This is a genomic window from Paraferrimonas sp. SM1919, assembly GCF_010993985.1.
GTDB lineage: Bacteria > Pseudomonadota > Gammaproteobacteria > Enterobacterales > Shewanellaceae > SM1919.
In genome coordinates, this window is record NZ_WINH01000001.1 from 73,322 (window position 1) to 87,976 (window position 14,655).

Genomic DNA, 14,655 nt, shown 5'->3' on the forward strand with positions numbered 1-14,655 from the left:
AGCAACCCCTTTTTTTACGCTGAGTTATTGCTGCTCGGACTGACGATATTTATCAAACCAAGCTAAAATATAACCCACTTTCCTCGCTAGGTTGGAAGGTTTTGCGGCGATACCATGATAGGCCCCTTGTATTCTTACAAACGAGCTTTCCACGCCTTCTAGACGTAATGCTCCATAATACTGTTCACTTTCTGCCATCGGGGTTCGCACATCTAGCTCTCCGGTGAGCACCATGGTTGGGGTTTTTACGTTACCAACCAGTGATAGTGGCGAACGCTTCCAGTACTGCTCATAGTCGTTCCAAGGCAAATCGGTAAACCAGTACTTAGTCATAAAAGTATAAATGTCTGATGTCCCTACCATTGAAGTCCAGTTAATGACCGGTTTGGCCACTACGGATGCTTTAAATCGGTCAGTATTACCAATGATCCACGCCGTTAACACACCACCACCTGAACCGCCGGTAACAAATAGGTTTTGTTCATCGATGTAGCCTTTGGCAATCACGCCATCGACCATATCCATCAAATCGTTATAGTCCTCTGAGGGGTAGTTTTTGTCGATTAAGTTAGCGAACTCTGCGCCCTGTGAGGTTGAACCACGAGGATTACCGTAAATCACCACATACCCGGCCGCGGCAAACATTTGTACTTCAGCCGAGAAGTTCGGGCCATAGGCAGTATGTGGACCACCATGAATTTCTAGGATAAGTGGGTACTTTTTGCTTGGGTCAAAATCCGGCGGGGTCACAACCCAAGACTGCAATTTACGCCCATCTACCGATGATTTCACTTCTAAAAGTTCAGGCTTATTTAGGACTTTATGGCCAAAAATATCCGCGTTTAAATCGGTCAGTTGAGTGACCTTGCCGCGGGTATTGACGACCGCTAAATCGCTTGGTTGATTGCCCGAATTGAGGGTATAAACCACCTGCCCTTTGCTGGTAACATCAAACTGACCAGAGGTATAAGGGCGGCCTAAACTCATGCCCCCAAGGTTATCGGTCTTGTTCGTTATCTTACCTTTTAAACTGACGTAAGCCGCGTTCTTTTGGCCATTATTGTCATAACTAAAGTACACACCTTTTGCATCTTTTGACCAAATAATATTCGCCACACTGCGGTCGAGCTGTGGCGTCAGTGCTTTAATATTAGTGCCATCTAGGTCCATCACATACAGTTGGTTAATTTGGTTAGACTTGCCATTGTCTTCGAAGCCAACAAACGCCACTTTATCGCCCTTAGGGCTGATTATCGGGTTAGCTTCTGGCCCGCTTATATCAGTGAGCTGTGTCAGCTTGGTGGTTGCAACGTCAATGGTATGCAGATCAGAGTTAAAAACATCAAACTCTTTATTTTTACGGGTGTTCGCCGAGACCATAATTTTTTTGGCGTCTTTTGTCCAAGCCAATGAACCCGAAAAATCATGGTTACCAAAGGTTATCTGCCTTGGGGTACCGCCAATCGCAGGTACTACATACACATGCATATTACCCGGCTTTTTCATACCGGCGCCATCATTGCGGTACAGGGTACTGTCAATGTACTGGGCATCATCGGCCCATTTTGCCCCTTTAGGTTTAAAGTTCAGGCTAAAAAGGGGTTTGTTTTTCGTATGAGTGAACATGCTAAACGCCAATTGTTTTCCATCTGGCGAGAAACTCATGTTGGTTGGGGTAATAGCCACGTCGGTAATGCGCGCGGTTAAGCCTGTGGCTAAATCACGCAGGTAAATCTGCACTTTACCTTCTTTGCTGGAGAGATAAGCCATTTTCTTGCCATCTGGAGAAAATAGCGGGTTGAAATGATTATTACTGTCTGACAATAGAGGCAAGTGATTATTGCCATCTAAGCCGACAGTCCATAAATTTCGGCGCATGCTGTCAGTCATTATATCCATCGAGCGCCGCTCATAAACCACATTGTTGCCATCAGGCGTGACTACCGGGTTGGCTGCATACTCAATATTGAAAAGGTCTTGGTAACTGATGGTATTATCTTGCTGCACAGCCGCGAGCGAAGCATTACAACTGATGCCTATGGCACCCAAAGCTATGGCTTTAAATGAAAACTTCATTGTCTATCCTTGAAAGAGTTTTTAGTTATTATTTGCTAATGATTGTTTTTTTCTGAGTTCTGATTGTCTGATTATTGTTTGTTTTTGTTGCGCAGTGGCCGAAGGCCAGAGACTGATCTCTGTGATTGTTCGATAACAGCCTTGACAGACATTTTGGTTATTGAGTTTACAATAACCAACGCATACTGTTTTCATATGATATCAATTTAGAAATATGGGCTTATGGAGTCATGTTATATCATATTTGTACTTGATTACGGCCATTTTCTTTGGCTTTATATAAAGCATTATCCGCTCTTAACAATAGACTTTGAAAGTTTTTATCTAGGCTTTGCAAACTTGCTGCCCCCACACTTACAGTAATATTTAAACCGTCAAACTTTTGGTTTTGCACATCAAAGCACAGGCTTTTGGCCACTTGTTGAGCCTTATCTAAGCTACAGCAATCCATCAGGATTAAGAACTCCTCGCCCCCGAGTCGAGCAATAATATCTTCTTTTCTAAAGCTGGTTTTTAATAGCTTTGCTAATTCTTCTAAGACCCTATCACCCACTAAATGGCCATAATTATCATTAACCGCTTTAAAGTAATCGATATCAATCAGCAATATGGAAAAAGGCTGTTGATGACGAATGGCTTTGGCCACTCGGCGTTCCCCCACATCAAACAAATAATGGCGATTATATAAACCTGTTAAGTGATCGAAGATGGCCATTCTTTTTAGCTCATCTCGCTGTAATTTAATGGTTATTTGATTTTTTACTCTCGCTTTAAGGATCGCGGGTTGAACCGGTTTACCAATATAATCTACTGCGCCCAAAGACAGGCCGTATTCTTCCTCTTGCTCTTGGGTTTTACTGGTTAAAAATATAATCGGGATAGATTGAGTTTGAGCATTCGACTTTAGTTGTTTGCATACCTGATAGCCATCAAGTTCAGGCATTTCAATATCGAGTAAAACGAGATCGGGTAGGGTACCAGAGTTTATGATATCAAGGGCTTGCAGGCCATTTTTGGCCACCATTAATTGGTAATCGGACTTTAATAGCTGCGCGATTAATTGAATATTTTCTGGAGCATCATCGACAATTAAGATTTTCGCCATAAGGGGTCCTAACTTGCAAAGTAATAGCAGCTACCCTGTCGCAAGTAATGCCTCCAAAATAGAGTTCAATAGGGTGAGCGCCTCTTCCTCTTCAAAATGCTCCAAGGATCGATATAACCGTACCAGCTTGGTTGCTATTTGTCTATTTTCAACATTTGACTCGGTCAATAAAGCACGATACTGACTGACATCAATAAACATGTGTTGCTTTAATTGGCTTTTTAATTGGGTCAACTTTTCAATTAATTGTTTAGCTGTCAAAGACTGTGCAGCCGATGCTTGCTCCTTAAGTTTTATATATGCTGAGAACTCGTCAATTAATTGTTGATTTTCACTATGGAATGCCAATAACAGGCTTTCAATGTTGTCCATATCTTTGTTTTTACAGGCTTGTTCCAAGGCTAAAGCAGCCTTATTACATGCCTTTGCGGATAGGTTTGCGGTCACCCCTTTTAGACCATGGGCGATGGTTGCTAATTGCTCTATTTCATTGGCTTGATAAGCTTGATTTAATTGTTTAGTACGACTGTCATTTTCGTCTAAATACATTTCCAATATTGTGATTACTAGGGCTTCATTTTGTTCGAGTTTATCCAGCAATTCAGCGCGTTCCCATATTGCCTTTTTAGCCTCCGTTTGAGGGTTGTTTTTTAACAATCGCGGCTGCCCATTGGTTTCGTTAGTGGCTAAATAACGACTCAGTACATCTGATAATGTCGCGAGTTCAACTGGCTTGGGAATAAAATCATTCATGCCTGAATCTATGCATTTTTGTCTATCATCATTCATCACATTAGCCGTCATCGCGACAATGATAATGTTGCTGTTTGCTGCGCCAGCGGCACCGTTTCTAATCGCTTGAGTCGCTGTGTAACCATCCATTACCGGCATGTGACAATCCATCAGCACTAAATTGTAGGGTTCATGGTTGATGGTCGCTTTCAGACTTTCAATGGCTTGCTCACCATTTTCTGCATAGTCGGGCTGAATACCTAGGGTTCTTAGCATACTAATGGCTACGGTTTGGTTGATCCGATTATCATCGACTACAAGAACTCGTGTAGTGTTAGCAAACTTCGTTAATGGTGCTTCAGGTTTAATTTCGCTGCCTTTAAAGCCAACAGCTGTCATTGACTTACCTTTAAGTGCTAATAAAAAGCTATGACAACTCAGTGGTTTTAACAGGATAAAATCGAATCTTGATTTTACTTCTCTGGTTAAACTGTGCAGTTGGTCAATGGTTGCCATACCTATGAATTTAATGTCATCAGTTTGTCTTTTATCACTCACGGTATTTAAAAACGTTTGCTTGCCGGCAAACGCATTTATGTCATACAAAATGTAATCCAGCTTTGTCGTGCCTTCAAGCGCGATTAGGGCTTCTTCCTCATCAGCAAAAACCTGTAACTTGGCTTGCCAGAGATTGAGGCGTTTTTTTAATAACTCTGAAAATGTTTTCGAGCTTGATATTACTGCAAATTGTTTGCCTTTTATTTCTTGTGGTATTGGTTGTTGTTCATTTTGTTGCACCTGAACTAAAACCCTAAACTCGAATTCACTGCCGACACCCTCAGCACTGGTAACACAGATGTCCCCTCCCATCTGCTGACATAGACGCTTTACAATAATTAACCCTAAGCCGGTACCACCATATTTGCGAGTGGTTGATTTATCTAATTGATTAAAGGGTTGGAATAAACTGTTCAGCTTGTCATTAGCAATACCAATACCTGTATCTTTAACTTTCACCTTCAACCACCAATTACCGCTTTGCTTTTGTAATCCTGCTTGTAATAGGATTTCCCCTTTCTCAGTAAATTTAATCGCATTAGCCACTAGGTTGGTCAATATTTGACTTAGCCTATTAGGATCACCTGAGACTTGGGTATGGGTGATATCACAATCGTCTAACATGATATCTAAACCTTTAGCATGTGCTGTTGGTGCTATCGACTCCACAAATTGTGCTAACAGCTCTCTGATATCAAATTCAATCTGCTCTAATTCTAATTTGCCTGCTTCAATTTTAGAAAAGTCTAAAATATCGTTAATAAGCGTGAGTAGTGATTTGGCACTGTTGTGGGCGATTTTAGCTTGTTGAAGTTGTTGACTCGTCAGTGTTGTATCGAGTAGCAGCCGCAGCATGCCAATTACGCCATTCATCGGCGTCCTGATCTCATGACTCATCATGGCTAAAAAATTACTTTTTGATAGTGTGGCCGCTTCCGCTTTGTCTTTGGCAATACGCAGCTCTTCTCGGGCTGAGACCAGGGATGTGATATCACTGAGTACCCCTAAGAAGTATTCCACTTTACCGTCATCGCCAATGACAGGATCGATAGATAATCGGTTCCAAAAAGGGGTGCCATTTTTATGGTAATTAAGGATCTCGACTAGCACAGACTTTTTATTTTGTATCGCAATTGCTATCTGCTTTCTTGTTTCTAAGCTGGTTTTTTTACCTTGTAAGAAATCACAACGTCGACCAAGAATTTCATCAACTTTAAAACCAGTTATGTTAGTAAAACCTTCGTTAGCAAAAATTATTGGCTCAGAGGGATCTTGCGCATCGACAACAATAATGCCGTTACTTGAGCTGTTAATTGCCAGTTGCAGTATCTGTAATTGTCGCTGTGCCTTTTTGATTTCAGAAAAATCTGAGCCGGTAAACACCCAACCCACACTGCTGTCGCCGTGTTGTAATACTGAGCGGTGCCACAAGATGGACTCATCTGTGCTGTGCGCCTCAAACTCATTAACGGCTGATTGAGGATCAAACAGTGGATGGTTTGTTGGCGCTTTAATGATTTGATCTATAGTTTTGGTCGAGTCAGAATCAATCTCATTGATTCGATTACTCATCTTTACAATAAAGTTTTGGTCACACACATAAACCGATTCGGTCATAGAATGAATAATAGAATGAATTTCATCCCTAGATGTGGTGGTTTGCTGTAACTTCACCAACATGTTATTAAATTGTTGCCCAATAAAGGTCAATTCTTTTGGGGTATGAGTGAAGTCTACTCGAGCATCAAGATCTTGAGAATTCGCTACTTTTAAAATAGCTTTCGTCAAGTTAGATAAGATTTTTTTAATCTGATTGCCCGTTTCTAGTAAAATAAGCCAAAGACCAAATAACACAAACAACATGGTTGCTAAGATCAATACACCATAACGACCGACACTTGCGATTAGGTCAGGTTGCAACGCATACAGTCTGATTTGTAGCGCCCCATCTAACAATGGTTGTTGATTACTCAATATATACTTATCTGAGGGTAACTGTTCTGCCAGGTTGATTTGGCCGGTAGGGGAACGAGAATAAATCACCTCACCGGCTGCAGTTGCTAACTGCTGCCCATAATTAGAACCGACATTAAATAAATGCTCATTTAAAATATTCGACTCTATAAAAATGAGTATTGCCCCTTCTGGTAAATTACGGATCCTTACTGGTGTGGCAATATAAATCCCTGTTTTATGCCATTGCTGCCAAGTTTCCCCATTTTCAAGAACGGTAGACAACCATAAACTCTGATCCGGAAATTTTAGGGTTGCCCCCATGAAATTGGATTCAATTAAGTTATTTTCAAAATCAACTAAACGTACCGCAATATTGGTTTTCCCCAGAATACTGACGGTATCCAAATACAGCGGCAGATATTGTTGGCGGCCATTAAAGTCAACCAAGCCATTGATGACTATCGAGTTATTTGCTATTGACTGCACTTGTTGTTCAAAATTGGCCAGTATTTGCTTAAGATTATTAGTTTGGTCTTGCAGTGCCTGTTCAAGCTGCTGATTTTGATTTTGTTTTTCTAGATAATTAGCCAAAGACCACTGTAAGAAAAACACCACTACGACTAAAAGCCCTGCCAACAAACCCAGTCTTGAGATTAAGTATTTGCTGAGGCTTGGGGCGGTTTTCATTGCTCTTGACCGTATCCTAAGGCATCAAACTTGAGCATTAAGTAATCATTTTGAGACAGCGCCTCATGGTTGTCTGCAGTGAAGGGATATTGGTACTCTTTTAGTGCGCCAGAATGTTGGGGGATGTTTTCAAGGGCTTTTCTAATCTTATCAGGATGGTTACTGCCTGACTGTTTAACGGCTAATGCGAGTAAATGCACCAAGTCATAGGCATGAACAACCCCACTAAATGCATTATGGCCCTCTGTCGGACCGTATTTCTGTAGATAACGTTCAACCAATCGTTTCCCTCGGGGGGTTTTGGGGGAATTAAAAGCGATTGTTTGTAAGTATTTTAATGAAACCTTTTTCAATGTTGGCAATTGCACTGATTCAATAAAATTGCCTCCGATAATTCCCCAATGAGAGTAGATTTTGGGCCTGTTCGATGGCGCTAATTTGGCAATATTTCTGATGATGTCCACCCCTTCTGGACTATTAGCCACCAGTGCCACACAGGCAACGTTTTCTTTATTGAGTTTTTCTACCATTGCCGCAAAAATGCCTGAGTTCCAGTTGAACCATTCTATGCCGCTCAGTTTGAGATCTAATTCTGCCGCCGCCTCGGTCATTGAACGCTCATTGGAACGCCCCCAACCGGTGCGTTCGAGCAACAGATGTAGGGATGGACACAGGTCTTTTTTGGCTTCAGACAAAATGACTTTACCCGCCCACTCATCTCTTATTGATAGACGAAAGGTGTAACTGGGCTGATAGTCATGTTTGATAATGGGCGTCCCTGCAGCCCAGGGGTCTAAATAGACCACTGGAGCTTGGTGGATATAAGGCAACTGGGCGATGGCAACTGGCGTATGCACGCCACCAACCACGGCTAATAGATTGTCCAGTTTACTGAATGCTTTGAGGTTGGCAATTCCTCTGGCTGGATTGCCACGGTGGTCTTTTATGATCAGCCGTACAGGCTTACCTAAAATGCCACCTGCAACATTGATTTCTTCGATTGCTAGCTCAATGCCATTTTGAATTGCCACCCCACCTTCTACTGCAAGGCTAGACATATCAGCATCTAAACCAATGACCCAGCTATCTTCATTAGCTATAGCATTGTGAATAATACTGTTAATAAACAGCAATGCTATTAATAGTTTATGTTTACTCATAGTTTCAGGTTAGCTTATTAAAAAAGCATTTACAAAGGAATCATAATGCCCGCTTGCGCTTAAACTTTGCCGCTATTACTTGCTTTTGGTAATCCATCAGCTCTGGGAAGGTATTTTTTGTGATCTGTTCAATTTCAGAGTGGTAGCTGATGTCTCTTAACCATTCAATATTGAAAGGGCAGGTTTCAATCAATGCTTTGATTCTTGCAATGGTAGGGTAGTAGCCCACTTTTTTATGATCATAAAACAGAACTTCAGCAAATTGAGTAGGAGTAATGCAATATTGATGATGACTGTCATAATGGAGGTACTTGTTATCAAAAGCAGACACCGCCAAGTTGGCTGAAGGTGTTGGAAAGTGAACCGTATAGGCTTGGTTTGCGAGTGTCTTACCAGTCTTTTGGGTAAAGCCATGTTTTGTGAAGAAGTGAATCAAATATTGTCGTTGCCCTTGTGACAAGATGTCATAATCATTACGCACGAAAAAATTGTCATCGTATACGGTGATCAGCGAGTATTCAGGCATGCTGAATAAATTTTTATCTTTGGTCACTGCCGCCGTGAATTGTTCATCAAACATTGGTTACTCCTATCAGCATTGCTTTACATTTGTTACGTCTACAGCTAAAGCTAGGATGAACGTTATGTCTGTCTAATTTGCTGTTGCCAATTTAGCCACATACTGAAGTTTTTTTAAAAAGCTTTGTTTTTGATGCTCTTGGGCGTAATCCAGGTGATAGGTGTTATGGAAACCGATATGCAAGGTGACACCATTACCGGACAAATAAACGTTATAACCGTCAAAGTCAGTATAGGCTTCAAGGCCCTCAAATATTTTTCCCTGCTCTGTTTTGTCACCTAACAACATCACCTTTTCAAAGGCTTGTAATGCCATACTGGTATCAATCTCGTTTTTCATGATTACAACCTTATTTCGTTATTTAAAAATAATAGTTTAAGTAAGCCTAATTCGCTCAAAAAGCTTGGCAACAGCCTACTCCAAGATCACCATAAACAATTGTTCCATATAATAATTAAACAGCATTGAGATAAAAAATCCTGCCAGTTATATGCTAGCTTCGAATGCATAAAGATTTCATCTTATAAACAATAAAGGTTAGTAAAATCATATGCAAAAATTGAAACATTTCCTGCTTATTTTCAGCATTGCTCTGATCGTTAGTTGCTCCAGCTCTGACGAGCAAATTAGTGTCGAAATCTTAACGGCCAATGATCTATGCTCTGTTACTCAAAACCAGCCCAAGGAGTGCCTAATACTTGAAAATGATAATTTTGATACCAATTCGGCTGTTGAAATTTATATTGAACAAAGCCCCCAATTTGGAGCATTAACCATTAATGCTCACTCCATAACTTACCGCCCGGCAGAGGGCTACGCAGGACAAGACTCTTTTAGTTATGTGATTAGCCAGAACAATACCCAATCGCGGCCTGCCCAAGTAGACATTACTGTGCAAAGGGTGTCACCTCAAGTTGCAGTGTATACCGCTGGTTGGGAAAACGGTCAAACTCATTCTGGTTTACCTGGTAAATTAACGCCTTCATTTTCAAATGACGTAACCTCACTCACTGAAGAACATAGTGACATTCATTATTACCAAGTCGACAAGGTCGACTGGGCACGCAGTGGCAATCATGTATTAAAGTTCTTTGGTGAACCGCCTGCATTTCGAAGTGAAACCGCTTTTATGGATGCACTGTATCGCTACCGCCAAGGGGACGAGTTCTATTTCAGTGCCAGCATTCGTCCGGATGACTCTTGGGATGAACCTACAAAATATTCAATCATTATTAGCCAATGGAAATCCTTTAGCTCTGGCCCCCATGCCGCTCTGCGCTTAAGTAATATGGGGGATTATGTATTAAGTTACCACTCAAAAGATCACCCTGCTGTTGAGTTAGGGATTGCCCCAGCAAATGAATGGACGGATGTTCGTATTTATTTTAAAAAGTCTCTCAATGATGATGGTAAGGTCATGGTTTGGGTGAATGGTGAACTGAAACTTGAACGCCATGGCAAGACCTTAATTTCCTCAAATGAGGGCTATACCAAGATTGGCATGTATACCGAAATTCGCAGTCCTCGAACCCTATATTTTGACAATGTTTCAGTGTCTAAAGGCATTAATCGACCACTTTTGGATTGGGGTAGCAGCCCTGTAGATGGTAACTTTGATGACAGCGATGAAGATGGTATCGCCAATGGCTTAGATCCCTACCCTTATGATCCTGATAGATTTTAAACAAACCTATTTGCTTTTTGCACAAAAACACAAACACTCATACTAGCACCCTAAATAGTTATAAAATAAGGAGCGTTAGTATGAGTAATGAAACAACGATAAGCCCGTATCAATTAGGTGATATTTACCTAAGGATGGATGGGAGTGGCGTCACCACTTTTATGCCTGATGGCGGTGGCGTAGTCAATTGTCAGTTAGATGCTGGGCCTTGGGAGAAATTCAATTTAAATCAGAATAGCGATGGCACTTATACCATTGAATCGGTTGCTTTCCCCGGAGTTTTTCTAAGAATGGATGGTCGCAATGTCAATGCAGATAATCCCACAGGGGGAGTGGTAAATTGCCAGTTTGGTCACCACCAGTGGGAGGTATTTAAAATACGTGTTGTCCCCGTCACCATGGCAATGAGCATCGAATCCGTCGCCTTTCCTGGGGTGTTTTTAAGGATGGATGCTGATGGCTGTAGCGTAAACTCCGCATCAGGATGCGGCACCGTCAACTGTCACTTTGGCGCCCCTAGAGAGGCGCCATTTGATGAGTTCTTGACTATTTTACCGCCACCATCACCGACTCCTCAATGAGCAGTGGCAGTACATCTATAGAGGGGCTTGATGCCCCTTATCATTTATTCTGAAGTTTATTGTGGTTCTGATTCCGTTTCTTTATTTTCCGGTTCATCTGGCAGGGTCATACCCCATATAATCAAGACAACAATCCCCCAACAGACAAGAAACATCAACCAATGATACCAAGCCATTGGTTGCTCATTTGGTTCTATCATTAAAAATCCAGCATGGGCCGTTTCACCGGAAAAATAATCTCGTTCATTGTCCCAATCTAAAACCCCCCATAGGTTCATGCCCTGCAAAGGTGTTTCACTCAACTTGATATAAAAATCTTTTGCTGGTGATTCTGTATCAAAGAAATTAGCCACCTCTTCTTCGGTTTCTAAACGACTAATTTTTTCAATATGGCCCATGTCTTTTTTGCTATCAAAAATCACATAGCCCAGTGGCTTGGCGTCTGCTTCAGAGTCAATTTTATAAAAAGGAAGGTAAAATTTACTGATGAAAACTTTGTTATTACCGGTCTTACTTTCTTCGGTTACTTCTTTGTAGGTGTAATTAAAGCCGAATTCACAGTCTTTCAAAATCACCCAATCTTTAGCGCTAGGTTGCTCAGCCAAGTCATTACAACTGACCTCCTTGGGTGACCAGTTAGTCACCTTGCTGTAGAACCTTTGCCCAGAGTTAACTAAGCCTGCAATGAAAGCCACAAAAATAATGATGTAGAAAATCTCGCGCATTTTTTAATCCCTTAAATCCTTGTTTCAAACTAACTTCTACTTCCTGCTCGCTACTTTGTCATTTAAACACACTCAGTACAAAAAACAACCAACCCAATGACTCAATGTAAAATACTGATTCATTGGCGTTTGCAGTGCGTTATTTCACCGTCTGTTTCTTTTAGCTGTAACTGTTTATCGGTAAGTCTGATTATGGTTGCTTTATTCGTTTGAGGGCCTTTGCCGGCAAAGTTGGCACTGTTGTCTACGGTAAAGCCTGTAGATACCGACAGCTCGGTTTTATTTGGTTGGTAACTTTCTGTGAGTGTTTTATTGACGATAAACCAAGTACCACTGACCTGCAAATTCAAGTTGAAGGCGCCTTTTCCATGCAGCCCTGGATAGGAATAAGCAAATTTTCCATCCATGGTTTTATCATCTCGGTAATTGATATAGGCTTTGTCTTTAAAGCCCATTACCGAATAATCACAAATCCAGCTGCCGACAATAATATCTTCAGCGTTATGATGCTCAGCTTGCACCGGAGCAAAAAATCCTAAAGCACATAATGCCAATAAACCTGATTTTATTTTCATAGGTTTTTCCTTTTAAGGTTACGATTGCAATTAAAGCATAAGCAATAAATCGAATTTAGCCAAATCACTGTGTAAAAGATCAAACCAAAGATAAGTGGTATTCGTAGTAATGACAAATTCCATATAAATTATATCAAAGAATGAAATTAATCTTTTTTTACGACAGCAGTTGCCAGCTGTGCAACTTTGAAGTGAGCCACCTACAAAGGTTAGATAGCCAAGGCAAAATACGATTTGAAGACTTATACACCCCAGAGGGTTTGGAGCACTACCCTGACGTCAATCCACAACAGGCCATGGAAGTTTTGCACGGTATCTACCAGGGTAAATTAATTAAAGGATTGGAGGTCAGCCTATTGGCGTGGCAGTTGGTGGGCAAAGGCAAATGGGTGAACTGGCTAAATTGGCCAGGAATACGGATTCTCAGCCGTATAGGCTACCGACTGTTTGCCAAACATAGGCAATTCCTTTCGCCTATTGTGGCTCGGTTGTTAGGGATTAAAAACTGTCACTGCAACCCCAGTGATCAAGGGTAAAATTAGAAACTTAGGGGCATAGGTATGTTCACACTTGACGGTAGACCACACATTTCATCATATGGAGTATTCATATAAAGGTGTGCCCGGTGAATATCCCGTTCTCTTAAGTACTCCTTGGCTAGCTCTAATGAGGCCAAATGCGCACAGGCTGGCCCCGACAGACCTTTAATCACCCCTTGGCCATTGGCCATTCCCACTTGATAATCGTTGATATCAGCCGTAGCAATAATCACTGCGTAGCCAGAACTTTGTTCGAACATAGACATAATCACCTCCAAAGTAATGCCTATATAACGATTACTAAGATAATTTGGTTCATTATTGCGCCCAATAGCTTGCTTAAACGTAATAAAAGTAAATTCTGAACCTAGAGTGGCACATGAATACAGGTTTATATTGGTTTCATCACGATTGTCGTTTAGCGGACAATGCTTTATTGCAGCAAGCCGCCAAACAGTGCACTCATTTGAAATTGCTTCATTTCCAGCAATTAACGAGCAGCTATGAGCAACATTTTTTGCCTGTAAGAAACGACAATACCCCTAAAACTCAATTTATGCTGCAATCAAACCATGAGCTTAACCAGCAACTAATGAGGTTTGGACAATGGTTAGAGATCATTCCGGCTTGCAGCGTTTTACAAGCGCTAAATCATTTGCTGGAGATAATAAATCAGCATCATATTAACCACTTGTACATTAGCCACACAAGTTGCTTCTACACCAATAAGGTCGTAGCCAAGCTAGCAACCCAATTGCCTGAGCTTAATATTCATAGGGTACATAACAATAGTCTTTTCGAGCCACAGCAACTCGCCTTTGATATTGGCGGTCTGCCAACAAGTTTTAGTAAGTTTAGAAAGATAAGCGAGCCTATTAAGCAGCTTGCTATTGCCGCAACAGTCGATTCTATGCCCCCACCCTTTGACGCCCCAACACAAAATCTGCTTAGGGACTTTGCAATAGATTCCACAAAGCCAGTTCACGGGGGTGAAATCCATGGACAACAACATTTACACAGTTATTTCAGCAGCCACGCACCCAGCACCTATAAGCAAACCCGCAATGCATTAGATGACTGGTCCAGTTCGACCAAGTTCAGTTATTGGCTCGCCAATGGTAATTTGTCAGCTAGGCAGGTTTTATATGCCCTTAGACAGTATGAGTACCAACATGGCGCTAATGAATCGACTTACTGGATCAGTTTTGAATTGTTATGGCGGGAATACTTTTATTGGTACGCTGTGCACCATGGTGCCAAGCTGTTTCGCTTTACTGGCATTAACCACCACAAGCCGCTCACTAGCTTTTACTCACAAAGGTTACAAGTTTGGATTAATGGCACCACCCCCTATCCTATTATTAACGCCTGCATGAAACAGTTAAAACATACAGGCTATATGTCTAACAGGGGGCGGCAATTAGCGGCCAGCTGTTTTGTTCATGAACTCGGTTTAGATTGGCGCTATGGCGCCATGTATTTTCAGCATCAGCTGATTGACCATGATGTCGGCTCGAACTGGGGTAACTGGCAATATTTAGCGGGCGTTGGCGCTGATCCTAGGGGGCACAGAAGATTTGATTTAACTAAGCAAACCCAGATGTACGATCCCTTTAATCAGTTCATTAAACGCTGGCAAGGACATATCGTAAACACTCCGTTAGATAATGTTGACTTGGCCGATTGGCCACAATAAA

Annotated in this window: 14 protein-coding genes; 4 read left to right on the forward strand and 10 right to left on the reverse strand. The window is 41.5% G+C overall.

What is annotated here, in order from left to right:
* Positions 1–24: 24 nt before the first annotated feature.
* The 7 genes from GFB48_RS00330 to GFB48_RS00360 all read right to left on the reverse strand — a co-directional run bounded on the left by GFB48_RS00330 (position 25) and on the right by GFB48_RS00360 (position 9,193).
* Positions 25–2,076: a S9 family peptidase gene (locus tag GFB48_RS00330; RefSeq protein WP_163930015.1), complete on the reverse strand. Its 2,052-nt coding sequence runs from the start codon at positions 2,074–2,076 to the stop codon at positions 25–27.
* 21 nt (positions 2,077–2,097) lie between these two features.
* Positions 2,098–2,271, reverse strand: coding sequence for a DUF1289 domain-containing protein (locus GFB48_RS17805; protein WP_163930017.1), 174 nt, complete (start codon positions 2,269–2,271; stop codon positions 2,098–2,100).
* A gap of 43 nt (positions 2,272–2,314) precedes the next feature.
* Complete coding sequence (locus GFB48_RS00340) at positions 2,315–3,181, reverse strand: diguanylate cyclase (protein WP_163930019.1); 867 nt, start codon at positions 3,179–3,181, stop codon at positions 2,315–2,317.
* Positions 3,182–3,211: 30 nt separating this feature from the next.
* A complete protein-coding gene (locus tag GFB48_RS00345; protein WP_163930021.1) occupies positions 3,212–7,114 on the reverse strand; it encodes an ATP-binding protein in 3,903 nt (1,300 codons plus the stop codon).
* Entirely contained in the window at positions 7,111–8,274 is a 1,164-nt protein-coding gene (locus GFB48_RS00350; RefSeq protein WP_163930023.1) for an ABC transporter substrate-binding protein, read from the reverse strand. The genes GFB48_RS00345 and GFB48_RS00350 overlap by 4 nt, the downstream gene beginning before the upstream one ends.
* 40 nt (positions 8,275–8,314) lie before the next feature.
* Positions 8,315–8,854, reverse strand: a complete 540-nt coding sequence (locus tag GFB48_RS00355) for a hypothetical protein (protein ID WP_163930024.1) — start codon at positions 8,852–8,854, stop codon at positions 8,315–8,317.
* Between the two features lie 72 nt (positions 8,855–8,926).
* On the reverse strand, positions 8,927–9,193 hold the full coding sequence (locus GFB48_RS00360) for a DUF3081 domain-containing protein (RefSeq protein WP_163930027.1): 267 nt from the start codon (positions 9,191–9,193) through the stop codon (positions 8,927–8,929).
* A gap of 211 nt (positions 9,194–9,404) precedes the next feature.
* Between GFB48_RS00360 and GFB48_RS00365 the strand changes: the two genes are divergently transcribed.
* Positions 9,405–10,538, forward strand: a complete 1,134-nt coding sequence (locus tag GFB48_RS00365; protein WP_163930029.1) for a heparin lyase I family protein — start codon at positions 9,405–9,407, stop codon at positions 10,536–10,538.
* Between the two features lie 80 nt (positions 10,539–10,618).
* Positions 10,619–11,119, forward strand: a complete 501-nt coding sequence (locus GFB48_RS00370) for a hypothetical protein (RefSeq protein WP_163930031.1) — start codon at positions 10,619–10,621, stop codon at positions 11,117–11,119.
* 56 nt (positions 11,120–11,175) lie between these two features.
* Here GFB48_RS00370 and GFB48_RS00375 read toward each other — a convergent pair whose 3' ends face one another.
* Entirely contained in the window at positions 11,176–11,763 is a 588-nt protein-coding gene (locus GFB48_RS00375; protein WP_163930033.1) for a hypothetical protein, read from the reverse strand.
* A gap of 200 nt (positions 11,764–11,963) precedes the next feature.
* Positions 11,964–12,419, reverse strand: a complete 456-nt coding sequence (locus GFB48_RS00380; protein ID WP_163930035.1) for a hypothetical protein — start codon at positions 12,417–12,419, stop codon at positions 11,964–11,966.
* Positions 12,420–12,559: 140 nt separating this feature from the next.
* Here GFB48_RS00380 and GFB48_RS00385 point away from each other — a divergent pair, with 140 nt between their 5' ends.
* Positions 12,560–12,955, forward strand: a complete 396-nt coding sequence (locus GFB48_RS00385; protein WP_163930038.1) for a thiol-disulfide oxidoreductase DCC family protein — start codon at positions 12,560–12,562, stop codon at positions 12,953–12,955.
* A gap of 2 nt (positions 12,956–12,957) precedes the next feature.
* On the opposite strand, the gene GFB48_RS00390 is transcribed toward GFB48_RS00385, so the two are convergent.
* Positions 12,958–13,224 (reverse strand): DUF6482 family protein, encoded by a 267-nt coding sequence (locus GFB48_RS00390; protein WP_163930040.1) that lies wholly within the window; start codon positions 13,222–13,224, stop codon positions 12,958–12,960.
* A 113-nt stretch (positions 13,225–13,337) separates the two neighbouring features.
* Here GFB48_RS00390 and GFB48_RS00395 point away from each other — a divergent pair, with 113 nt between their 5' ends.
* Positions 13,338–14,654, forward strand: coding sequence for a DASH family cryptochrome (locus GFB48_RS00395; RefSeq protein ID WP_163930042.1), 1,317 nt, complete (start codon positions 13,338–13,340; stop codon positions 14,652–14,654).
* Position 14,655: the final 1 nt, after the last annotated feature.

Bases quoted from the DNA above. Each gene is read 5' to 3' on its own strand.
- GFB48_RS00330 (WP_163930015.1), bottom strand. From the start codon at position 2,076: ATGAAGTTTTCATTTAAAGCCATAGCTTTGGGTGCCATAGGCATCAGT.
- GFB48_RS17805 (WP_163930017.1), bottom strand. From the start codon at position 2,271: ATGAAAACAGTATGCGTTGGTTATTGTAAACTCAATAACCAAAATGTC.
- GFB48_RS00340 (WP_163930019.1), bottom strand. From the start codon at position 3,181: ATGGCGAAAATCTTAATTGTCGATGATGCTCCAGAAAATATTCAATTA.
- GFB48_RS00345 (WP_163930021.1), bottom strand. From the start codon at position 7,114: ATGAAAACCGCCCCAAGCCTCAGCAAATACTTAATCTCAAGACTGGGT.
- GFB48_RS00350 (WP_163930023.1), bottom strand. From the start codon at position 8,274: ATGAGTAAACATAAACTATTAATAGCATTGCTGTTTATTAACAGTATT.
- GFB48_RS00355 (WP_163930024.1), bottom strand. From the start codon at position 8,854: ATGTTTGATGAACAATTCACGGCGGCAGTGACCAAAGATAAAAATTTA.
- GFB48_RS00360 (WP_163930027.1), bottom strand. From the start codon at position 9,193: ATGAAAAACGAGATTGATACCAGTATGGCATTACAAGCCTTTGAAAAG.
- GFB48_RS00365 (WP_163930029.1), top strand. From the start codon at position 9,405: ATGCAAAAATTGAAACATTTCCTGCTTATTTTCAGCATTGCTCTGATC.
- GFB48_RS00370 (WP_163930031.1), top strand. From the start codon at position 10,619: ATGAGTAATGAAACAACGATAAGCCCGTATCAATTAGGTGATATTTAC.
- GFB48_RS00380 (WP_163930035.1), bottom strand. From the start codon at position 12,419: ATGAAAATAAAATCAGGTTTATTGGCATTATGTGCTTTAGGATTTTTT.
- GFB48_RS00385 (WP_163930038.1), top strand. From the start codon at position 12,560: ATGAAATTAATCTTTTTTTACGACAGCAGTTGCCAGCTGTGCAACTTT.
- GFB48_RS00390 (WP_163930040.1), bottom strand. From the start codon at position 13,224: ATGTCTATGTTCGAACAAAGTTCTGGCTACGCAGTGATTATTGCTACG.
- GFB48_RS00395 (WP_163930042.1), top strand. From the start codon at position 13,338: ATGAATACAGGTTTATATTGGTTTCATCACGATTGTCGTTTAGCGGAC.